General features: G+C 39.4%; 1 protein-coding gene. It reads right to left on the reverse strand.

Annotation, left to right across the window (positions count from 1 at the left end; translation table 11 throughout):
* Window positions 1–13: 13 nt before the first annotated feature.
* Window positions 14–25,822 (reverse strand): SDR family NAD(P)-dependent oxidoreductase, encoded by a 25,809-nt coding sequence (locus AAEU33_RS16855; protein ID WP_345989029.1) that lies wholly within the window; start codon window positions 25,820–25,822, stop codon window positions 14–16.
* Between the last annotated feature and the right edge of the window lie 287 nt (window positions 25,823–26,109).

Consider the following 26,109-nt stretch of genomic DNA (forward strand, 5'->3'; position numbering starts at 1 on the left):
GATAATAAGTCAATTAATTTTTATAAGCGTGTAAAAGAGGATGTAGTTTTTGTTCATCCCGAACTTGTATAATGGGCTGTACCTGAATCGTATGTTTTACAGGATCTTCCTCCTTTTTGGCAAACCAGTAGCTTTCCCTTGCAAAAGGATAAGATGGCAAACCGATGATGGATGGCTTAACATCCTGATATAACACTTCCCAATCGATAACCGCTCCTTTTATCCATAATTTCATTAGGGACTCGCTTTCCCTTTCCTGGAGAGCACTTTCCAGATAAGCTTTTCCAGCTTTTCCTTCCAGCATAAACCCAGAATCATCCTTACGGACATTTCCGGTAAGCAATTCTTCAAGATGATGGTTCAGATAATTGTTCAGCTGTAAGATCAGATCAGCTTTGCTTTCGGATAAAAATGCTAAGCGCTCTTCCAGTGCGTCTCGTCCCGTCTGTAAGGTATAAGCAAGGTCATAAAGATTGATTTCTGCATTCTTTTCAACAAAATCTTTCAGATCTGAAACCTTCTCCCGGAGTCTGTTTGCATTTTTAGCTGACAGCAAAATAATTGCTGGTCCAGAAATGTTATGATCTGCAGGCTGAGGGCTAATATATTCCTGAATAATGATATGGGCATTACTTCCTCCTGCACCGAAACTACTGATTCCAGCGATCCGTGCCTTATTATCTTGTGTTGACCATTCTTCCAGAGACTGTTGTACTCTGAATGGACTGTTTTCAAAATCGATGTTCGGGTTGAGTACTTCAGAATGCAGAGAAGGAACCAATTGACGATGTTTCATTTGAAGCAACACCTTTGTTAATCCTGATATTCCTGCTGCTGATTCACAATGCCCAATGTTCGATTTTACGGAACCTACGCTGCAAAATTGTTTAGCATCAGATTCGAATGCATTCTTTAATCCGGTCAATTCTATAGGATCTCCTAAACTTGTTCCTGTTCCATGTGCTTCGATATAGCTGAAATCTTCAGGCTGAATTCCTGCTTTTTTCATGGCCGCTTTAATAACCGCAGTCTGAGCTTTTGGATTCGGGACGGTGTAACCATTGGTTTTGCCGCCATGGTTGACAGCTGTTCCTTTAACCACTCCGTAAATACGATCACCGTCAGCAACAGCACGGCTTAAAGGTTTTAGTAACACAGCTCCAACTCCTTCACCCGGTACATAGCCTTCTCCACCTTCTCCGAAACTCTCGCATCGGCCTTTGCTGGAGGCGAATCCACCTTCACTTAAAATTAAAAATTTGTTTTGGTGCAAACTTAGATTAACTCCTCCTGCAACAGCCATTTCTATTTCTCCTGACTGTAAATCTTTACAAGCCATATGGATTGCCGTTAAAGAAGAAGAACACATCGTATCTACCGCCATACTAGGTCCGTGGAAATTGAAAAAGTAAGATACCCGGTTGGCAATACCGCTTGGGTTGCCCAGTAAAGCTGTCGGATTTCCTTTTGCTGTTTCTTCTGCTCCGAATAACTGGTATTCTTCGTACATTACTCCTACGTATACTCCAACCTGTCCTGACATACCGCTTGTTTCATTTACTTTCCCCTGAAGTTTGGTTTTTGTATATCCCGCATCTTCCATGGTTTCCCATACCGTTTGTAAGAAAAGTCTTTCCTGAGGATCCATGATTTCTGCTTCTCTAGGAGAAATATTAAAGAATAAAGGGTCAAAAAGATCAATATCTTTCATAAATCCACCCCATTTGCTATAGGTTTTCCCTTCTTTACCTTTTACAGGATCATAAAAATCGCTGATCTTCCATCGGTCTTCAGGGATTTCTCTGATGCTGTCTTTTCCTGATTTAAGATTCTCCCAAAACTCATCCAGATTCTTAGCATCAGGATATTTTCCACTCAATCCGATAATGGCAATATCTTCAGATAGTATTAATGATTCAGGAAGTTCTTTTTCAGGAGTTTCTGTTCGTTGATCTACTGCCTTATCAGATGCTGTAGATTGTATATTTTTTATCTGATCTGTAAATGCTAATTTCTTATGATCAACGGTTGTTGCTGATCCTGTTAGTTTCATAAGTTCATTGCGATGGGTTTTCAGGAAATGAGAAACCAATTCACCCAAGGTCTGACATTCAAAAAATACGGTTCTTGAAACCTTACCGAGTTTTTCTTCCAATAGGTTCGTCAATCTTACGACTATCGTAGAATCGATACCAAATTCTTCAAAAGGAATATCCTGCTGTAATTTAGCCACAGGGATCTTTAAGGTTCCGGCTATCAATGTCCCAATATATTCTATAGATGCTTCATATAAATGGTCATCAGCCTGGGGAACCGGAGTTTCTTTTGCCACTTCTTTTTGAGGTAGTGAACTTCCTTTTTCTATTCCCAGTTTTTCAGGATCTCCATAGATTACAATTCCCTGATTGAAATTGCTGTTTAATAAAGTGTCAAAAGCACGAAGTCCATCAGCAGTCAGCATTGGCCATAAACCAAAATGATGCGCCATATATTTCTCGTGTTCTGTGCTGATCTGCATTCCGCCCTCTTTCCATAATGGCCAGTTGATGCTTACTGTCTTTCCTGTTCTTTTTCCACGAAGCCGTTCCATTTCGCGATGTGAAGCAAAATGATCCAGCCACAAATTAGCTGATGCGTAATCCGACTGTCCTGTATTCCCGAATATTCCCGCTAATGATGAAAAATAAACCGTGAAATCAAGATTTTCATTTTTGGTTGCCAGATCAATGTTTTTAGCTCCTTTTACTTTAGCAGAGAAAACATCCCTAACCTCAGCTGCTGTCTTGTGAATCATCAGGCTATCTCTGGTTACCCCAGCACTATGAATAATACCATCAATACGGCCATATTCATTTTTGATTTTTTTCATTAAAGCCGTTACGCTTCCAAGATCAGTAATATCGCATTGTTCGTAAGCGGTGCTGGACAATTCTCTTAATCTGCCTTTTTGTGAAGCATTAAGCTCACTTCTGCCGACCAATATTACTTTTGTTCCTGCAATCTGATTGAAGTAATCTGCAAATAATAATCCCAATCCGCCTGCACCTCCGGTGATCAGATAAACACCATTTTCTTTAGCGGCTGTTTTTACCTCTTGATTGTCGTTTATGTTTAAAACTTTCAGTTTTTTTACTTCTCTTCTTCCAAGGTGATATCGAACTTCAGCATCGGTATTTTCCTGTTCAATTTGTAAAATCCTCACTAATTCATTCAATCCGTTAATCGACAGATTGTCTACTTCAATTAGTTTTCCTGCGGACACTAAGCTTTCCTGTACTGCTGTTTTCAATAATCCTGAAAGAAAACTATAATCCATTTCTTCTCCGGCAGGATATACCAATTGAATCATTTGCCCTACAGGTTTTCTTTGCTGTATTTCTTCAAGAATCTGAATAAAAGTTTCTTCCGGAGCATTTTCATGAATCATCTTTACTTCACATTCCAGGCTCTCTTCCAGCTTTTCTGCTAATACTGCAGAACCACCCGCCATACATACCAAAGGAGCAATTGATGTGTTTGTTCTTTTTGAATTAAATTCCTCTACACCTGCTTTCTGCCATTCATTAGCATAAAGGTATAATCCAATACCACTCTCTGAAGTTTCCGTATTCTGACGTTTATTCTCATGAGTCACCGAAGATGTACTGTTGTTGTTTTCTAATGTTAAAACCACTAACTCAGTGAAACTGATCAGAACCTCACCCTGCTGATTCAGCATTTCAATCTCATAACTGCTGGATTGTTTACCTGAACTGTTTTTTCTCACATAACACCAGATTTCTTGTGATAAAGGCTTATAGATATTGATCTCCCTTACACTGAATGGCAACATCAATTGCTGGCTTTGATCAGAAAGACTGATCGCCATGCAGGTTTGTAATGCGCCATCCATCATTCCAGGGGATAAAGTAAATCCAGCTTCGGGAGTTAGCTCAATTCTTGATAATGCAGACTCCTCATTATACCAAACCTCCTGAACTCCCTGGAAGGTTGTTCCATAGTCCAATCCAATAGATCTGAACAATTCATAATAGGCTGCTTTATCCATTTTTGAAATAAAGCTATTTCGTAACTTATTGATGTTTTTGATCTGAGGAGCTGAGCTGGAAACCGAACCCATGATTCCCTGTCCATGCAGTTGTTTCTCGTTAGGACCTGAATAGATTTTATAAGTCCATTCATTATTTAAAGTTTCAATATTAATGTGAAGTTGTACTGATTCAGTATTAACCTTTACAGGTTGTAACCAGTTCACTTCTCTTAATTGAGCTATTGAAACCTCAGCACCCATCTCACCTGCTACACGGGCCATTTCAAGATAAGCGACTCCAGGCAGAACCTGTTCTCCAAAGACCTTATGATCTCTTAAAAAAGATTCACTTCCATTCAGCAGACTGCTAAACAAACAATTCTTTAGACTGGAATTATTCTGATGCAATAAAGGATGTGCAATAGCAGAACTTGTAACTATTTTCTGTTCAGATTTCAGCCAATATCTTTCTCTTGCAAAAGGATAATGAGGTAGACTAACTTTATTACACTTCGTTTCCTGATATAATACATTCCATTTTACAGGAAATCCTTTTACCCAATATTCTCCTACAGCTGTCCAGAATTTATTGGCTAAAGCATTTTGAATCGCAGATGCTTCGGAAGATCGATTGACTTCTTTTTTATGCTGTCTGATATTTCCAGTAAAATAATGCCCTCCTTTTCCGATTGTAAAATCAGTAAGTCGATCAACCAGATCCTCAATTGTTTTTGCTGGAATAGCCAATCTTTCTTCCATTGCTGATCTTCCGACCTGCAAGGTGTAAGCAATATCATATAAGCTGATCAACGGTTCATTTTTAATATGTTTAACAAGTTGTTCAGCCTGTACAATCAATTGTTCTCTGCTTTTAGCTGACAATACAATCAATACATCTCCGCTATGCTTAACCTCTTTCTTTTCCTGAGGGATGTATTCTTCAATAACCATGTGCGCATTGGTTCCACTAAAACCAAAGCTGCTGATGGCCGCTCTTCTTTTTGTATTAGCCGGTGTATTCCAATCGGTTAGTGTATCCTGTATTTTAAATGGACTCCCTTTAAAATTGATTAACGCATTAGGCTTCTCATAGTTAATGCTAGGCGGCAATTGTTTATGTTTCATTGCCAGAAGTACTTTTAAAACACTAGCCACTCCGGCAGCTTCTAAAGCATGACCTATATTTGTTTTCACGCTTCCCAGACTGCAGAAATTCTGTTGATTGGTGTACGCTCTGAATGATGCATTTAAAGCTTCAAATTCTATAGGATCTCCTAATCCCGTACCTGTTCCGTGAGCTTCCACGTAGGTGATGGTTTCAGGATTGATATTAAACCTGTCATATACTTCTTTCTCCAGTTCTTCCTGAGATACTACACTTGGAGCGGTAATACCGTTGGTTGTTCCGTCCTGGTTGGTCAGACTTCCTTTGATCACTCCATAAATACGGTCGTTATCCCGTTCTGCATCTGCCAGCCTTTTCAAAACAACAACACCAACACCTTCTCCCATCACAAAGCCATTAGCTCTACTATCAAAGGTGTAGCATCGTCCATCTGCAGACAGCATACCCGCTCTTACCGCCATATCATGTGAATGGGCAGAATTGATAATATTGATACCACCCGCCAAAACAAGATCTGTATCGCCTCTTTGAAGACTGTTAAATCCAAGATCCATTGCAACCAAAGAGCTTGAACAAGCTGTATTGACGGCTATTGCAGGTCCTTTTAAATTAAGGAAATAAGAAATTCTTGAGGCCAATATCGCACTTGAATTTCCCCAAAGCGCCGAAGGTAATGTTCCTTCAGTTCCAGCAATATAATCACTGTGTCCTGCTCCTGCATATACACCGCATTTCAGAGATGAAAGAGAGTCTGGGTCAATTCCTGCATCTTCAATAGCTTTCCAGCTATGTTCAAGGAATAACCGCTGCATAGGATCCATCATTTCTGCTTCAGACCCTGAAAGTTTAAAGAATAAAGGATCAAAATAGTCCGGATTTTCCAAACAGCTTGCCCATCTTTTCTGTCCTTCCACATTGTTATCATCTCTCGTCCATTTCTCATCCTTTATCTCTTTGACAAGACACTGCCCTTCTGCCAATACTTTCCAGTATTCATTCAGATCATTGGCCGTTCCGAATTGTCCACTGATTCCTATAATCGCAATTTCAGCGGTGGAATAAGAATGCTTTGAAACTTTATTTTCAGCTGCCTGACTTTTCTTTTCGGTTAATATGGTTTTATCTGCAACAGCATAGTGATGAACCTCAACAGGAGCCTGCAATTCTTCAGAGAAATTCTTTAACACATAATCCGTCATTAAATTAATGTTAGGATAACTGTATAAATCAGTTGCCTTGATGGTGATATTCAGTTCGGAATTGATATTGTTTACCAGTTCAACACCCATAATGGAATCAAAACCATAGTCTTTAAACTGAGTGGTCGTATCAAAATCTTCTTCAGGCAACACAATCGTTGCTGCTGCGATCTGAATTAATTTTGCCATCAGCCAACTGTTATCCTGAGCTGTTTTAGTCTTTACATCAGCAGGTTCAGCTCTTTCTTCTATTGTTATGTTTTCTGAAGAATATTCAAATAGTTCCTGATCTGGCTCTTTTGCAGAAACGGCTACTGTCTTTTTTCCTTCCGGAATCCAATAACGATTACGTGCAAACGGATACACTGGTAAACTTATTTTAGCTGGTTTCTGACCCGGATAACAAGCAGACCAATCTTTTAATACTCCGCTTAACCAGTTTTCTGCCGTTGAAATTAAAGCTCTATTATTTTCTTCCGGTTTGCAAACAGGAACATTCAGATCTCTTTTTTCAGAAAGAAGGTTGATAAGATCTTTGGTATTAGCTGCTATAAATACCGCTTTTTCCTTCATCTTTTCACGCCCATTTTGCAAAGTATAAGCGACATCATGTATATCAAGCTGAGGATTCAGCTCCAGATAGTTCTTAAGATTGATAATCTGTTGTTGAAGTTGCCCCTTTGTCTTTGCCGATAATGGAATAATAGCACTGTCATCTATTTTATGAGTCAATTTTGATGACTGATATTCTTCAATAATGATGTGTGCATTGGCTCCTCCAAATCCGAAACTGCTGATCCCGGCAATTCGTGGCTTATTTCCTTCGCTGGTCCATTCTGTAGTTTCTTTCTGTAAACGGAATGGGGTATTTTCCATTTGTAAATAGGCATTTGGATTTTGCAAATGCGGATTACCAGGTAAAACTTTATGCTTCATGGCCATCAATACTTTTGCTAATCCGGCCATTCCGGCTGCAGACTCAAGATGTCCGGCATTTGTTTTTACACTACCAATGCTGCAATAGGCTTTTTGTGTTTGCTGTAGTCCTTTATCCTCATATAATGTATTGAATGTAAGCTTAAGCCCTTCAATTTCTATAGGATCACCCAGCGCTGTTCCTGTCCCATGTGCTTCTATGTAGCTGATATCACGTGGATCTATATCTGAATTTCGGTATGCTTTTACCAATAGATCTCTTTGTGCATTGGGATTCGGAGAGGTTAACGTATTAGCTCTTCCACCATGGTTTTCAGCCGTTCCACGGATCACTCCGTAGATATGATCACCATCAGCTTCAGCCTTGCTTAAAGACTTCAGGATCACAATTCCTACTCCTTCTCCACGAACATAACCATTGGCACGCTGATCAAAAGTTTTACATCTTCCATCTTCGCTCAACATCCCTGCACTGCTGAAGGAAAGCGTCAGTTCCGGAGACAGTATGGCGTTGACTCCACCTGCAATGGCCATATCGCAATGTCCGTTTCTGATGTGTTCTACGCCTCGATGAATGGCAATTAATGCACTTGAACACGCAGTATCCACCGGCTCACTTGGTCCATGAATATCCAATAGATAAGAAATTCTGTTCACCAATATCGAATGAGCGGCACCTGTGGAAAACTGTGCCAGACTTGTAAGATCGGTTCCGTTATTCAATAACATGGAATAATCTACCGCAGATACTCCGATAAAGGTTCCGGTATTGGTTCCTCTTAATGCGGAAGTGGCTATTCCTGCATCTTCCAAAGCGTGGTATACAGCTTCAAGGGTAATTCTTTGCTGAGGATCCATTAAAGCAGCTTCTTTAGGCGAAATATTGAAAAATAAAGGATCAAATTTGTCGATATCGCTGATAAATCCACCCCATTTTGCTTTGGTTTTACGGCTTTCTTTTTGAGGATCTCCGTAATATTCCTGCCAGCTCCATCGGTCTTCAGGGATTTCTGTGATCAGATCTTCATTATTTTTAATCCTTTCCCAGAAAGTATTGATATCGGGAGATCCCGGAAAACGTCCGCTGATCCCTATGATAGCAATTCCCTCTTCAGCTGGCTTTTGAGCTGCCTTTACCGGTGAGCTGTTGTATTGTAAAGCATGTTTTCTGTTTTTACGCCCGGAAAACTGATCAAATTGAGTTGAATCCTGAGCTGGAGTAACAGCCCTTGAATCATTTTTACTTTCTATTGCAAGGTTTGGATATTCTTTGATCAGGAATTCTGAAAATATTCCAATAGCCGGATAGTTGTAAAATACCGTTGGCATTAATTTAAGATCGTAGAAATTATTCAAAGCACTGGTAAACTGGGTCATTAAAAGGGAATCAAAACCATATTCACCAAATTCTGTTTCCTGGTCAACCGTAGAAACATCCATTTTAAGCAGTTTTGCTACAATTTCACTCACTTCTCTAACGATCTTATCTTTCGCCGTTTTTGAACCACCTACGTTTTCATTTGTACTTTTAAGTACTGAAACATTTTTTTGAGTGGTATTTGCAACTGCATTACCTGTCGTTCTGGAAATTCCTTCTTCTTTACCAAAATACACCGCATATTGTCCTGACTGGGCTTTCAGAATAAGATCGAACATCTCAAGACCAGTTTCTGTTGCCATTGGGATCATCCCAAACTGACTTTCAAGGTATTTTTCTCCTGCTGCACTTACCTGCATTCCACCGGATTTCCATAATGGCCAGTTCAGACTGATTGTTTTTCCTGATCTCTGTCCTTTGGTGGCAGCTTCATTTCGGTATTCCACATAATGATCCAGATAAGTATTGGCCGACGCATAATCTGATTGTCCTGCATTGCCCGTTAATGCTGCAACGGATGAAAAGAACATCATAAAATCAAGAGGTTCGTCTTTTGTTACTTCATCTAATACCTTCGTTCCTGTAATTTTAGGATGAAGCACCTGTTCCAAGTGCTCCTGGGTTTTATTCTGAATAAAGCTATCTCTCAACGTTCCGGCACTATGGATAATTCCATTCAATGCGTTATAGGTTTCTTTGATGGTTGTAAGCAATCGCTCTGTGTCCTGATAATCTGTAATATCGCATGAATAATATACTGTTCCCGGAATTTCAGACAGTAGTTTTTCTATCTCCTGATCTGCAGTTCTTCTGCCTGTCAGGATAATTTTCACATTTTTAGTTTTGCTTATATGCTTCGCGAAAATCTGTCCCAGACCACCGGCACCACCTGTAATGAGGTATACTCCATGTTCACGGATCGCCATTTGATCTACCGCTAGAATATCTTTTACTACCGGTCTGAACTGTTTTGTTTTGAAAATAACCTGATCATAACGGATTTCAGCATTTTTACTTACTTCATTTTTCAGTAATTCTGCCAGAAAATCAGGATCGAAGCTGTCTACACCGATGGTCTGTCCGGTAACTCCAGGATTTTCCTGAACTGCCGTTTTTAACAAACCGGTAATAAATCCTGCCTGTGGATACTGATGATTTGGGTAAACCACTGTGATATGCACTGAAGCATTTTTCTTCAGATAACTTTTAAGCTGTTCAAGTATTGTAGTAAAATATTCGATTGGCTGATCGATTGCAATGGTCTGTACCGGGATTCCCAATCTTTCTTTTAATGTTTCTGCCAATGAATCTGTACCCCCTGCAAGCCAAATGAACTGTTTCTCGGTCTCTCTTACCTGTGTGTTTTCTACAGTCATTTCTTCCCAAACCGGCTGATAGATAAATGTATCAGTATCTTTTTTAACTAACTTTGTGGGTTTAAAACCATCTAACGGAAGGGCTACAAAGTTTCTGAAACTTACTAGAACGACACCATGATCATTGATCAGATCAATATCGTATGCTGCCAGCTTATCTTCTGATTTGGTTTGCTCATTTTTTCGTGCATATGCCCACAATGATTGTCCTTCTAATGTCTGGTAGCAGCTCATCTCTCCCATAAAATAAGGAAGTGCCAATGAATACGTTTCGTCAGCGAGTTGCTGGAAACCATAAATGGTATGGAGCATACTGTCAAGGATTCCAGGAGTGTACATAAAGCCTTCGAGGCTGGTCAGATTAATTTTAGCTAAACAGCCATAGTCATCTGCATACATCTTTTGAACTCCCTGATAGACAGCACCGAGATCAAGTCCAGCAGCCAAAAATTCATTGTACATTCCTTTCCCATCCAACACCTTATTGGCTTTAGCCTTCAAAGCATTGATATCCATATTTTCCGGCTGGATAAGCTTATCGGTCGATATCTGACCATTACCATGTACCACTTCTTCATCGTTATAAACCTCATAGCAAAGCTGATCACCATCCCTATAAATCGCGGTTGAAATCTTTGCATAGTCATCCACGATGGAAATCGGATTGACCCAACTGATATTTCTAAGTTGTGTTACCTTTTGGCCTGTACTCAATGTTCCGGCAATTCTTGCCAGTTCGAGATAAGCAACTCCCGGCAATATCTTTTCGTTTCTTACTTTATGATCGCTCAGGAAAACTTCCTCACCTGTAAAAATACTGGTATACTTTTGTTCATTTAAATCCGATTCATTCATATGCAGTAATGGATGAATTCTGGTATTTGCCATTGTTTTTAGCAGGAATGAACTGACAGGGATCCAGTATCTGTTTTTGGTAAACGGATAAACCGGTAAATTGATTTTCGAAGGACGTCCGTTGATATATAGCAGGTTCCAATCTACAGATGCTCCTTTAACCCATAAGCCTGCCAATGAATTGAGGTCTTTATTGTCAATGGCAATACTGATATAGGCATTTCCGGAACCCGTTTTATCCTGTTTTATATTTCCTGTAAATCCATGTTCTGAATTTCCTGAAAGATAATCTGTCAGTCTGCTCATCAATTCGATTTTATTGGTTACGACCAAGGCCAGTCTTTCTTCCATTTCATCCCTGCCCGTTTGCAGGGTATAGGCAATATCAAAAAGATTCGCTTCAGGATTTTTTTGAACAAAATCTAAAAGGTTACTCACCTGCTGTTTCAGATTGTCTTTAGTTTTTGCAGAAAGTATAATAATGGACTGGCCGTCTTCCTGATAAGGAGTTGTCTGATCAGGTCGGTATTCTTCAATGATAATATGTGAATTGGCGCCTCCGAATCCGAAACTGCTGATTCCCGCAATTTTAGGACGGTTATCGGATGTGATCCAGGGACCTGTCTCTGTTCGCAACTGGAAGATACTTCCGTTTAATTTCAGGTATTCATTAGGATTTTTTAAGTGTGGATTTCCTGGCAATGTATTGTGTTTCATACACAGTAGTACTTTAATAGTACTTGCAATACCTGCTGCAGATTCCAGGTGTCCGATATTGGTTTTTACACTTCCGATACTGCAATGCGGTTCTGCAGGCTGTTGAAGTCCTTTATCTTTATATAAATCTTTAAATGCAAGCTTCAGTCCTTCTGCTTCTATCGGATCTCCAAGAGGTGTTCCGGTACCGTGAGCTTCAATATAACTTACATCACGCGGATCGATTCCGGCACTGCGATAGGCATGAAGCAAAAGATCTCTTTGTGCAATCGGATTAGGTGAAGTTAAGGTGTTCGCTCTTCCCCCATGGTTTTCTGCGGTACTTCTGATCACCGCATGAATAGGATCACCATCTGCAATGGCCTGTTTCAATGATTTAAGGACAATAATTCCTACTCCTTCTCCTCTTACGTATCCATTGGCACTCTGGTCAAACGTTTTACATCTTCCGTCTTTGCTCAACATTCCTGATTGGCTGAAAGAAAGGGTCAACTCTGGAGAAAGTAGTGCATTCACTCCTCCTGCAATAGCCATATTACACATACCGCTTCTGATATTTTCAACCGCCCTGTGAATGGCAATTAATGAACTTGAACAGGCAGTATCTACCGGTTCACTTGGTCCATTGATATCCAGTAAATAGGAAATCCTGTTCACCATCATGGAATGTACGGAGCCTGTAGTGGTATGCATTTGTCCCGCTAAATCGGTTTCATGGCGAAGGCGTATCAAATAGTCAGAGGCAGAAACTCCTATAAATATTCCGGTATTGGTCCCTTTAATGCTTTCTGTTGCAATTCCACCGTCTTCCAGCGCCTGGTATACGGACTCCATGAGAATACGTTGTTGAGGATCCATTAGCTCAGCCTCCATGGGAGAAATACTGAAAAATGCAGGATCAAACTTATCGATATCGGTAAGGAAACCTCCCCACTTGGATCGGGTTTTATTCTTTTCCGTTAAAGGATCTCCGTCATATTTTTTCCAATCCCATCGGTCTGCGGGAACTTCTGTGATCAGGTCTTTATTTTCGCTGATATTTTTCCAGAAAGTATCCAGATCCGGTGATCCCGGAAAGCGTCCACTCATCCCAATAATAGCAATAGGTTCATTGACGGATTGTGGCTTTGGTTTGTAAGGAGTGAGCTGTTTTACTGGTTGCTTTACAGGTGTTGCAACGGTTGTTGAAAAAGCGCTCTTTTTTATTGTGATTTTTTCAACCGGATTAGCTATTGGAACAGCAGGAGATTCTCCGTGCAATGCAGTGAGTGCCTCCGTATATTCTTCTGTCATAAATGCAGCCAGTTTATTGATGGTTGCATAATTATAAAAGACCGTTGGCATCAGATCCAGATCATAATAACCGTTGAGCTCATTGTTGAAACGGGTTAATAAAATGGAATCAAACCCATAATCTCCGAATTTTTTATCATTTTCAATTTCGGCAGGCTCCATTCTTACTAATTCAGCAACAATACTGATGATCTTATCGGTTGCTTTTTTCTTTAGCAAACTTGCTTCAACTGGTGCTGTTATTTGTTCGTCAACCGATTTTTCAACAGTTTCGTCAGGAGTATCTTCCTGTACCGTAGTTTCAAGACCATCCAAGGGAAGTGCCACAAAATCTTTGAAGCTTAACAATACATCTCCTTCATTATTCAGGAGATCCAGATCGTATGCAACGACCTGATCGCCGTCTTTGTAATTTTCACTTTTTCTGGCATAGCCCCACAATACTGAAGCATCTGTTATAGGCTCATAAAAATATACTTCTTTTACAAAATAGGGTAACTCCAATGAATAGGCTTCTCCTCCGGAAATAACCAATCCGTAAATAGTATGCAAGAGACTGTCCATAATACCCGGTGTATACATGCAACCTTCCAGTTCTTCAAGACGGATCTCTGATAAAGCGATATTCTCCCCTACGTTAATTTGGGCAACTCCTCTGAAGCTCTTTCCAAGGTTCAATCCGTTTTCTTTGAAATTGTGATAAACTTCTGCTCCAGGAATAACCTTTGAGCAGGCCGCTTTCATCATTTCCAGATCATATCTTCCGAGAGGTTCTCCCTCACCGGTAATGATCAAACCGTTTCCATAAAGAAGCTGGCTATTTTTCTGATTATAAATTTTGTAATTAAGACCTGTTGGTTCTGGATCCAATGTAACGGCAATAGAGACCATTCCATTTTCAAGTTTTAGCGGGTTCAGCCAACTCACATTTTTTAATTTTACCACTTGCTTTTGGGAGCTCAAAGCCCCTGCTGCTCTCGCTATTTCCAGATAGGCTACTCCCGGAAGTATTTTCTCATCATTTACGATGTGATCATAAAGGAAAGATTCAGTTCCATCATATACTGCCGCGTATTGTTTTTGCTTACCATTAGATTCATCGGTATGTAACAAAGGATGCAGATGATTTTCTGTGATTGGTGCATGCACTATTCTTTTAGGAGAATCAGGGATCCAGTACCGTTGTCTTGCAAATGGATAAACAGGGAGACTGATGCGTTTTGGTAACATATCTGTGTACAATAGTTTCCAATCAACATCAATTCCTTTTATCCACAGCTGAGCAAGGCTTTTGATCTCATTATTTTTAAAAGCTGTTTCCACATAGGCTTTTCCTGCAGTTCCCTCGAGAAGGAAGCCGATCTGCTCCTGATTGATATTTCCTTGATAGAATCCAAAGCTATTGCCATTGGTGTAGTTCTCCAACTGAGTCAATAGATCATCCTGGCTTTCTGCAATCCATGCAAGACGTTCTTCCATCGCTTCACGCCCTGATTGCAACGTGTAAGCCAGTTCGTGTAAATCAGTATCCGGATGAGCTTGCAAGAATGTTTTCAACTGCAATGCTTTAGCTTTTAACCGGTCTGCATTTTTTGCAGATAATAAAATAACAGCAGGCTGTCCTTCCACAATTCCTTTTCTGGTAGGAATATATTCTTCTATAATTAAATGAGCGTTGGCTCCTCCAAAACCAAAACTACTGATTCCCGCAATTCTTGGTTTGTTGTCAGCAACATTCCAGTCGGTTGTATTTTGCTGCAACCTGAACGGACTTCCATCCAGATTTAAATATGGGTTGGTCTGAATCAAATGAGGATTTCCAGGCAGTGTTTTATGTTTCATCGCCAGGATGACCTTCATTACCCCTGCAATTCCTGCAGCAGCTTCCAGGTGGCCAATATTTGTTTTGACACTTCCAATACTGCAATAGGCAACTTCTGCCGGAGTTTGATTTCTCTGTTTATATAAAGTATTAAAAGCAAGTTTCAATCCTTCTATTTCAATGGGATCTCCCAGCGAAGTTCCTGTTCCATGAGCCTCTATATAGCTTACATCTGCCGGATGAACTCCTGCTCTTCTATACGCTTTAACCAACAGTTCTTTTTGAGCATTCGGGTTTGGAGAAGTTAGTGTATTGGCTTTTCCACCATGGTTTTCTGCGCTTCCACGGATAATTCCGTAAATATGATCTCCGTCTGCTTCTGCCTGTTCCAATGATTTTAAGATCACCACTCCTACTCCTTCACCACGTACATAACCATTAGCACTTTCGTCAAATGTTTTACAACGTCCATCTACGCTTAGCATTCCAGATTCACTGAATGAAAGAGTCAATTCCGGAGAAAGAAGTGCATTTACCCCTCCGGCAATTGCCATTTTGCTATCTCCGTTTCTGATGTGTGCTACGGCACGGTGAATGGCAATCAGTGAACTAGAACAAGCGGTATCCACAGGCTCGCTTGCCCCACGAATATCTAATAAATAAGATATTCTGTTGACCAGGATAGAATGTACTGATCCGGTTGCATAATGTCCCTGTCCGGTTAAATCAGACTGATTATTCACTAACATAGAATAGTCGGATGTGGAAACTCCAATAAAAATACTGGTGTCACTTCCTTTGATCTTATCCGGTGCAATTGCTGCATCTTCAAGAGCATGATATACGGCCTCCAGAGTGATTCTTTGTTGTGGATCCATCAGTTCTGCTTCACGCGGAGAGATGTTAAAGAATAAAGGATCAAATTTATCAATGTCGGAGATCAGTCCGCCCCATTTAGCTTTGGTCTTATTTTTTTCTTTTAACGGATCTCCGTAATACGCTTTCCAATCCCATCGGTCTGGAGAAATTTCAGTGATCAGATCTTTATTGTGACTGATATTTTTCCAGAAAGCATCTAAATCATCTGACCCAGGGAAACGTCCACTGATCCCAATAATAGCAACTGCTTTTTGTGTTGTATCAGTATTGTTACTGATGACATTCACAGCTGTTTTTGGTAATGCGGTACGTCCCTCATTATTGAAAGCAACTCGTTTGTGTATGATCGTAGCAGGTTGAACCTCTTCTGATTTTACAACTACAGATGAGCTGTGTTTTTGAGCTACTGACACATAATGTTCTTCCATTAAAAAATCTTTCAGATCATTGATCGTCGGATAATTATAAAAAACAGTGGGTAATAATTTAAGCTCATAAAATGCATTTAACTGGCGGGCAAATCTGGTTAGTGAAACGGACTCAAAACCGTAATCACCAAATGCTTTGTCTCTTTTAATAGCCGCAGGGTTTAATTTTAACAACGCTGCTACTGTTTCGATAATTTTACCTGAAACTTTTTCTGAAATTTCAGATTGACCAATAGCTACTTGGGCTATTGGAGCATCTTCTACCTTAATTTTAGAAACCTGTACATCTTCATGAGTGTTTTCATAGGTAACCAGAATTTCTCCTTTCCCATTTTTTAGTAAAGTATCAAAAGCCCTTATACCATGTGCGGATGGAAGTGAAAGTGATCCCAGGTGTGTTTCCAAATGCTTTATGTCTTCTTCATTCACCTGCATTCCGCCATCTTTCCATAAAGTCCAGCAGATGCTTAAAGTTTTACCGTTTGCTTTTTTACTATTCCTTTCTGTATTTCGGTAAGTCGCATACGTATTCAAATAAGCATTAGCAGCAGCATAATCCGCCTGTCCGGCATTTCCTTTAATGCTTGTTATGGAAGAGAAGAATACCATAAAATCTAATGGCTGATCTTTGGTCGCTTCATCAATGTTTTTTGTCCCCTCTACTTTAGCTGCAAAAACCTCATCCACCTGTAAAGATGTTTTATTGATGATATAACTATCTCTAAGGACACCTGCACTGTGAATCACGCCATTTAAAGGACCATATTCCTGATTAATAAGATGTACCAGTTTCTGGGTTTCTTCAAAGTTGCTCAGATCACAATGATGATAAACAGCTCCAGGTATTTTATACACTAAAGTCTTAATGGTTTCAGACCATACACTTCTGCCTGTTAGTACCAGTGTAATATTATTTTTACTGCAAATATGCTCTGCGATCTTCAAACCTAAGCCTCCTGCACCACCCGTTAAAAGGTAAACTCCTCCTTTTTTAAAGGTTATACCTTCCGTATTTTGTGAATCAAAAGTTACAGACACTGATCTTTTTACGGTTCTTACACCATTAGTATAGGCTACTTCAACATCTTTATTATGCTGCTCCGCTTCAATCATTGAAGTAAGTTCTCCCAAATTCTTAACGGATAAATGATCCACGGCAAGTACTTTACCTGTAATTCCAGGATACTCAAGATGTGCTGTTTTAAGCAATCCGGATACAAAACCATACTCAGGGTAATCACTGTTCTGACAAACGATCGTAATTTGAGTACGCCCTTTCTCCTTTATTTTTTCTTTTATTTTAGATAGTACGGAATTGAAGAAAGCCACTGGCTTTTCCTGGTTGATGGATATAACTTCCAGTCCCAGTTCTTCCTGAAGCTTATCGCACAAATCTATGGCACCACCAGCAATAAGAATTATCTGATTGGCGGTTTCAAGTTGTTCTGAGCTTAAGGCTTCTTCTTTCCATTCCTGTTGATAATACACTACTTTTCCTTTTTCATTCGAAGAAGTCTTTATTCCTGAATGACCGGAATCCTTGCTTCCCAAAGGCAGGAAGATAAAGTCTTTAAAGGATAATAATGCTTCTCCGTTTTCATTTAATAAATAAAAATCGGCAGTTACAACCTTGTCGTTATCTCCTTCTTTTTTTCTCACCGCATAACCCCAAAGCTCCTGGGCTTCTTCAAGTCCTTTATAGAAATTAATTTCTCCTGCATAAAAAGGCAGTACCAATGAATAAGAATCCATTAAACCATAAATGGCATGAAGAAGGCTATCCATAATACAAGGTGGATATACGCAACCTTCGTTATTCACCAATTTTATTTTTGACAAAGCATATTCTTCTGCCACATATAAGATCTCTACCTGCTGAAAACTACTCTTCAGGTTTAATCCTTCTAAATCAAAGGTGTTATACAATTCTGATCCTGTGATTTCATTGACACAGTCTTTTTTAAGCTGCTGAATATTCATTTTTGCAGGAGCTGCCGTTAAAACATTGGAAAGTCTTCCACTATTATGAGTAATCAGGGTGTCTTCATGGCCACTGTATATTTCATAAACCACATCTTCCTGATCGCGGTGTAATCCTATGTGAAGTGTTTCTGATTGATGAACCCAGAAAGGATTGATCCAGCTTACTTCTTTAAGTTGGGTAACTTGCTTATGGTTACTGAATTTACCCGCAGCCCTTGCCAGCTCCAGATAAGCAACTCCTGGTAAGATTTTATTATGGCGTACCTGATGATCCGCTAAGAATGATTCTTCACCACTATAAGTGCTGCTGAACTGTTGTTGATCCAGGTCAGATGTATTCTGGTGTACCAGTGGATGTAGTGTTCTGTCAACAATTTTTCCTGTTGGATTCAATTTTTCTTCAGCAGTAGGAAGCCAGTAGCGTTCCCTTGCAAAAGGATAGGTAGGCAGGCTGATCTTACGAGGTTGTTTTTCAGCGTAAAGCAAATTCCAGTCGAATACAGATCCCTGTATCCATAGATCAGCAATTCCAGCCCAATCTCCGGCATTGATCCTATTCTGAACTTCGGTAGATTTTTCTTCACCTTTAGTTCCTATTTTACAGGTTCCTGTTGTATATGTTTTTTGAGAATCTGTATCTTTTAAAAAGTCATCCAGTACACCTATTAATGATGGAATATCCTTCACAACAAAGGCTACCCGGTTTTCCATGGCTTCTCTTCCTGTTTGTAAAGTATAAGCGATATCCGCCAATGATAAGGTGTTATCTTTTTCTAAACTATACTTTAAGTTAAATACCTGTTCCTGAAGGCGTTCTTCATTTTTAGCTGATAAGACAATGATCGCAGGATCCTGTTCTAATTCATTTTTAGGAGTCTGCTCTGGTGCTCTGAATTCTTCGATAATAAGATGAGCATTGCTTCCACCGGCACCAAAAGAACTTAACATCGCTCTTAATGGCAATTCTTCTGATTGTCCGTTCTGATTAATGATCACCGGTCTTTTCCATGGCGCTAAATTTTGAGGAACATAGAAGGGTGTATCTTCAAAACTGATATTCGGATTCAGTGTTGCAGAATGAATAGATGGTACTAAATGCTGGTGTTTAAACTGTAACAGAATTTTTGTCAGTCCTGCAATACCCGCTGCGGCTTCCAGATGCCCGATGTTTGATTTTACAGAACCGATGGCACAAAATTGTTTATCATCTGTATATTCATCAAAAGCTTTACAAAGTCCCGTCATTTCAATAGGATCTCCTAAAGATGTTCCTGTTCCATGAGCTTCTACATACGATATGGTGCGTGGATCAATTCCGGTCTTTTGCAAAGCAGACTGAATCAATTCCCCTTGTAAATTAGGACTTGGTACGGTATATCCATTGGTTCTTCCATTATGATTAACGTTAGTTCCTTTGATCACCCCATAAATCTGGTCACCATCCGCAATTGCTTTTTCCAGAGGCTTAAGCAAAACTGCACCGATCCCTTCACCTGGTACATAACCATCTCCAATACCAAAGCTTCTGCAACGTCCGTCACTGGCTAAGAAATTATTCTGACTCAGGAATAAATATTTGCTCAATGACAATGATAAGTTCACACCTCCGGCAATACAGCTTTCCGATTCTCCGCTTCTGATGCTTTCACAGGCATAATGTAAAGCCGTTAATGATGCAGAACAAGCAGTGTCTATGGCCATACTTGGCCCTGTCCAGTTAAAGAAGTAAGAAACTCTGTTAGGAATACTGTATAAAAGGCCACTTGGAGCGACAGGATTTCCTTTGGCTGTTTCTTCTATTCCAAGGTTAACGTATGGCTGCCATAATGCACCTACGAAAACACCTACTTTCTTAGATTGTTCTGTGAGTTTCTCACGGGTAATTCCGGCATCTTCCAACGTGGACCAGACTACCTCTAAAAATAACCTTTCCTGAGGATCAATTTTCTCTGCTTCTCTTGGTGAGATATTAAAAAATAATGGATCAAATTGATCAACATCATTAATAAAACCACCCCAACGGGCATATAACAATCCATTTTCTCTATCTTCATCAAAATGTCCCTTATAATCAAAACGATCCTGCGGAATTTCTTCAATACAGTCGTCTCCTTTTTTCATCAAATCCCAGAAATCAGAAAGTGTATTCGATTTTGGATATTTTCCACTCACTCCAACAATAGCAATGTCTTTGTTTGTGCTTTTTTCTGTTGAATGCTCAACAGAAGCAATCTCTTCTACCCTTTCCGGTGTTGAATCAATTTCTTCCGGTTCACCTAATAGATCTTTTAATACACCCGCATGTTTTTTCTGAAAATACCCTGCCAGCTCATTGATATTGCGGTATTCAAAAAATAGGGTTTTGGATAAGTTTCCGAAGGTTTTTGCTAACAATCTATTCAGATCGATAATCATTCTGGAGTTAATTCCCAGTTCTTCAAAAGATGTTTCAGCATCCATTTCTTCTTCTTCCAGACCAACTCCTTCGTGTAACAATGTTTTCAAAAGACTTTCAATGCGTTCTATCGCAAGTTCACCACTCTCAACAGCTTTCACTCTTGGGGCTACTGATTGAGTTGAAGTTACAGTAATGGATGCATTGGTTGTTTCTTTGATTGAAAACCCATTAAGTTTGGCAATAATATTTCCTTCAATATCCATCACCTGAGCATCAAATTTTCTGATGCCGCTTCTGGTTTTGTTAGCTTCGTGAGCTATGGTATGTACGTAACACTCCGCAGGAATCTGACCTGTAAATACAATCTCATCTATGGCCACCGGAATGTATTTGGAGTTTTCCAAGCCATTAGGCTTATTATTAATAATAGCGGTCTGGAATACTCCTGTAAGCATACTCGGATGTAAAATATAATCTGACAATGTTTCTGCCACGTGTAAAGGCAAGATGAGGTGTCCTAGAGCTTCTTCTTTATTGGTCCACAGTTCCTTCATCGGCATAAAAGAAGGTCCTACGTGTAATCCTTCAGCGATGATTTGTTCATAAACCGTTTCCCTGCTTATACTTATATTTAATTTTTCTTGAGCTGCCTGAATATCAAAAGTTCCCAGTTCGCCCGGTTCAATGGATGTTTCCATGTTGACATCACCCATTGCATGTACTGTTTTTCGACCATTGGTATCTTCACTAAATATTTCGTAAGCATACAATGAACCCTTTGATACCATCTGAATAAAAGCATTGATTGCAGGCCCTGCTGATGATAATACTTCCGGCCAGTAATTATTGGATAAACTGCAAATCCTTTTTCCAAGCAATGTGGCAGCCTGTCTTCCCATTTCAATGTAGCAGGCTCCCGGAACATTGTATTTTCCATCCACCACATGATCCTGCATGAAGAATTCTTCATTGCTATATCGTTTTCTAAACAGTAAGTTCTTTACGTCTGATCGTTCAGCATCTACCAATGAAGTAGTTGCTATATAACTCTTTTTAGTGTCGTTTGACAGAGATTCTCTGATCTTTTCAGGATCAAAAGATGGAACCTCGTTGGCAATATTAGCAGCAAGATTTTTGATGGTATTGTATTCAATCAATAAAACAGGATTGATTGTTGCTCCCACATATTCAGTCAATTTTGCAGAAAGCTTTACCAGTCCTGAAGAATCAAGACCTAGTTTATTGAAGCTGTCTGTATCTGTTATTACTGAAGTTTTAGGTAAAATATCAGCAATCATATTTCTAAGTACTGAAGAGAAATCACCTTTTTCAGAGTCTCTTTTTTCACTATGGGCTTGATCAAATACATGCTCGACACTTAGGTGAGATTCTATTTTAGCTGCAATTCCTTCAATCAATACCGCCTGACCTGATGTTGAGTTATTGTCTGTGCTTAATAATTTTACAAAACCTTTTAAGGCATCTTCATTAAGCATCGGTTTCATTCCGAATACCTGCCATAAATGCTCTCTTTCTTCATCGGAAACGGTAATTCCTCCGCTTTCCCATAAAGGCCAGTTAATAGCCAGGCTGATTCCATGATTTCCTTTTTCTATTTCTCTTCTGTTTCTGATTTCCATCATGTGATCAAGGAAATTGTTAGCAGAAGCATAGTCACATTGTCCCTGATTAGGCATCAATGAAGCTATTGAAGAAAATACGATAAAGAAATCAAGCGTTTCATTCTGAAGGCATTCATCCAGATTGATCGTTCCATATACTTTTGGAGTGATCACTCTTTCAAATGAATCTGCTTTTTTATTGATGATAAAAGAGTCTTCAATCAGACCAGCTGCATGAATGACTCCGTTAATCGTTTTAAATTTCTTTTTGATTTTAGAAATAGCCACAGAAAGTGCTCTTTTATCAGCCACATTAGCTCTGTAGTATGCTGCATTTCCTCCAAGTTGTTTTAATTGCTGAAGCTTTTCTTCAATGGCTTCATTCTTTAAGCTTCGGCCTATTAATATAATATTGGCCTTATAGTGTTCCGCCAAGTAAGCAGCGAATACCATTCCTAAACCACCGGTGCCACCGGTAATGATATAACATCCGTTTTCTTTTAACAATAGTTCTGATGATGAGTTGTTCAGTTGTCTTACTGGTACAACGGTTCTTTCCTGTCTTAGTCTGTTACGGTAAATTACTTCCAGGAGAGGAGCCATCACATAATGCGTCGTTTCCTGCACAATGATATCCTGGTAAGAAGATACATCTGCCTCACTGATGCCTAATGTTAGAATTGAAATCCTTGGGTTCTCATAAGCCAAGGTTCTGGAAAACCCACCTGCCATTTGCTGTATAGCAGCAGATTTTGTATCATTATAATTGTAGGCAAACAGCAACTTAATACGTCCAGAATATTCAGCAGTAATTAAAGCTTGCGACAGATACAACAATGCATAAATATCCTGCATATTCTCGGCGACCTGTTCACCACGGCTCATTCCCCATCTGTAGATCCAGTTATCCGTTACCATTCCGTCTTCTTCAAGATCTTTAAGCAGATTTTTAAAAGATGCCGTATCTGCAACATCAAGCTGATAGGTGTATTGATCTTTTTTCTCATAAGAATCCCCTGGTAATACCAAAACTGGTTTTGTATAACCTAATTCTGCCTTTATCTTTTCGTATAATAAAGCGTCCGTATCAAAAATAATAACAGAAGCAGGTCTTTCTGCGTGGATTCCTAATGGTCTTTCTAGCCAATCGGTCGTATAATGTAAGCTCTCAATAACAGGTACAGCCGTTTCCTCAATGGTCACAGGTCCTGATTTATAAGCTCTTTTCACAAATTCATTAAATTCAAGGATCACATTTCCATGTTCATCACACAAAAACAAATCAAATGAAAACCTGTTTCCATTCTGGTATGTATCTGATTTTTTGACATAAGCATAATGAGCATCTGCCAGATTACCATAACAACGGATCGCTTTTAAATAAAATGGTAATAACTGATGTTGGGCTTCTACATTACCCCAGATGCATAATCCAACAACGGTTTGAAAAACCCCATCTAATAGAGACGGTTCCCAGACTTTTGAGGAAACCGGATTTTCTTTTTTAGTAGGTTTTAATAGGCATATTGCTTCATCAGAGGCAAAAAAGCCTTCTGTGATGGTTTGAAAAGTTTCCTTGTAAGCCAAACCTTCTTTTGCAAATTCCTGATAGATTTCTTCTGTTGTTTTTACAGTGGAGCAACGTTGTTTTATTTTTTGCAAGTCAATAGATCCTGCGGAAGTTGTATTGCTTTTCAGTGAGACATTTCCATTGGAGTGAACCCCGTCAGTAGTTGTGATTTCAAATGAAAATCCTGTATTTATTGGTGTAAGTTTGATCTGTAAAGGGACATTCTCTTCATATACTTTTACCGAATGCATCCAGCATACATCATTCAATTCATTAACCGGACGTCCACAAGCCTGTTCTGCTACCGATCTTGCAATTTCCAGATAAGCAACTCCCGGCATCATGCATTCGCCTTGCACTACATGATCACGAATAAAATAATTTGTTGATTGTAAAAGAGCTTCATATTCCCATTGTTGCTGATCTTTGTTTAAAAACTGCATCAATGGTGATCCCACTTCCCGAACAATTGCTGAATTTGAAGTGGCCACTGATACAGAAGCTCCATCCATCCAGCATCTTCTTCTTTCAAAAGGATATCCCGGTAAAGAAATTCTTACACCATCAGCCAGTTGATTTTCAGCATCCGTCTCGGTTTTGTTAATTTTTCCTGTGGAAATATATTCTTCTAACTGCTTAATAAGATCTTCTACGTCAGAAACTACGAAAACAGCTTTAGCAGCCATTGTATCTCTTCCGTTTTGAAGGGTAAAGGCAATATCTTGTATGCGTAATTCTGCCCTATTTTTTCTTATAAAATCTATAATTCTTTCAGCATATGCTTTTAACTGTTTTTCTGTTCTTGCAGATAATGGGATGGTATAACTCCTTACGTTTTCCTCCGTATTTCTGATTTGTTCTCCATCATACGCCTGTAAAATAACATGTGCATTTACTCCCCCCATTCCAAAAGAACTTACCCCGGCTGTCAATGCTCCACTTTGAATTCCGCTCTCAGAAGGCTTCCATTCTGTATTTTCAGTAGAAATAACAAAAGGACTTCCTTTTAAATCGATATATGGATTCAGCTTTTTATGATGCAATATCCCCGGAATCTTTCCATTCTGCATACATAGCAAAACTTTGATAAGCCCAGCTATACCCGCAGCACTTTCCAGGTGACCGATATTGGTTTTTAGTGCCCCTAAAGTGCAATTGATATTTTCATCCGCTCCATACTGACTGTAGACTTTTTTCAAAGCACTGATCTCAATAGGATCACCCAATGGCGTTGCCGTACCGTGTGCTTCAATATAGCTTACATTTCCTGCTTCCAAAGCAGCATCTTCCAAAGCAGCATTTACTACTTCAGCCTGTGCACGTACGCTTGGGGAAGTCAATGAATTGGAACGGCCATTATGATTCACTGCTGTTCCTTTAATCACACCTATAATATGATCATTATCTGCTATTGCCGCAGACAATGGTTTTATGAAAATACATCCTACTCCTTCTCCACGTACGTATCCGTCAGAACTTTCATCAAAGGTTTTGCATTTACCTTCTGAGGATAGCATCCCTGATTTCCCGTGAGACAAATACATGGTTGGTGTAATCAATGCATTCACACCACCTACCAGAGCAGATTCGCAATTTCCTGAACGAATATCCCTGATAGCATTATGCAATGCCACCAAAGAACTGGAACAAGCGGTATCTACCACTTCACTTTTCCCTCTGATATCAAGGAAAAAAGAAACCCTGTTCGCCAAAATAGAATGTACCGTACCAGTAGAAACGAACGAGCTAATCTCCTGATGCGTAGATTGCAGCATTTCTGCGTAATCATTTTTGGAAACCCCAACATACACTCCTACTTTTTTGCCAGACAGGCTCTCCGTGCTGTATCCTGCATCTTCCACTGCATGCCACGCTGCCTCTAAAAAGACTCTGTGCTGGGGGTCAATATATTTAGCTTCTTTAGGGGATATATTAAAGAATAAAGGATCAAATTTATCCATATCATTGATAAATCCTCCCCATTTGCTATTAGTTTTTGGTATGTCCGACGCGGGATCACCATAGTATTCCCGCCAATCCCAACGCGATTCCGGAATCTCCGTTACACTGAAGGTTCCATTGATAAGGTTATTCCAAAAATCATGATAATTATCCGCTCCGGGAAACCTGCATGACATTCCAATAACGGCAATATCTGTCCTGTTCAACTGGTTATCCAGCTGAAGATTATTTTTTGAAGTATCTTCCATGTTGATATGTTTTTTTAAAATAGAAACAAGCTATCCCACCCACCTGATCTTATAATCATTGGGTTGTTCTAAAATAGCCTCACATAAAGTGTATTCTATAGAATATTTAGCGGTAGATGATTAATGCCGTATTAAATTCAATATTTTGGAAGAGTGAATGTGATCCGTAGATGAAAATTTGTTCAGGTTAGGATTAAAAGTCTCAAAGACCCTGAACAGGTGTTTAATTTTTTTTTGTGTTGACACATTTTTCATAGAAATTTAATTTTGTTCATTTAGTTTTAACA

Origin of the sequence: Chryseobacterium sp. Chry.R1, assembly GCF_039645525.1 — a bacterium.
Taxonomy (GTDB): domain Bacteria; phylum Bacteroidota; class Bacteroidia; order Flavobacteriales; family Weeksellaceae; genus Chryseobacterium; species Chryseobacterium proteolyticum.

What these genes read in the sequence shown, in the direction of transcription:
- AAEU33_RS16855 (WP_345989029.1), bottom strand. Translation starts at nt 25,822, where the DNA reads ATGGAAGATACTTCAAAAAATAATCTTCAGCTGGATAACCAGTTGAAC.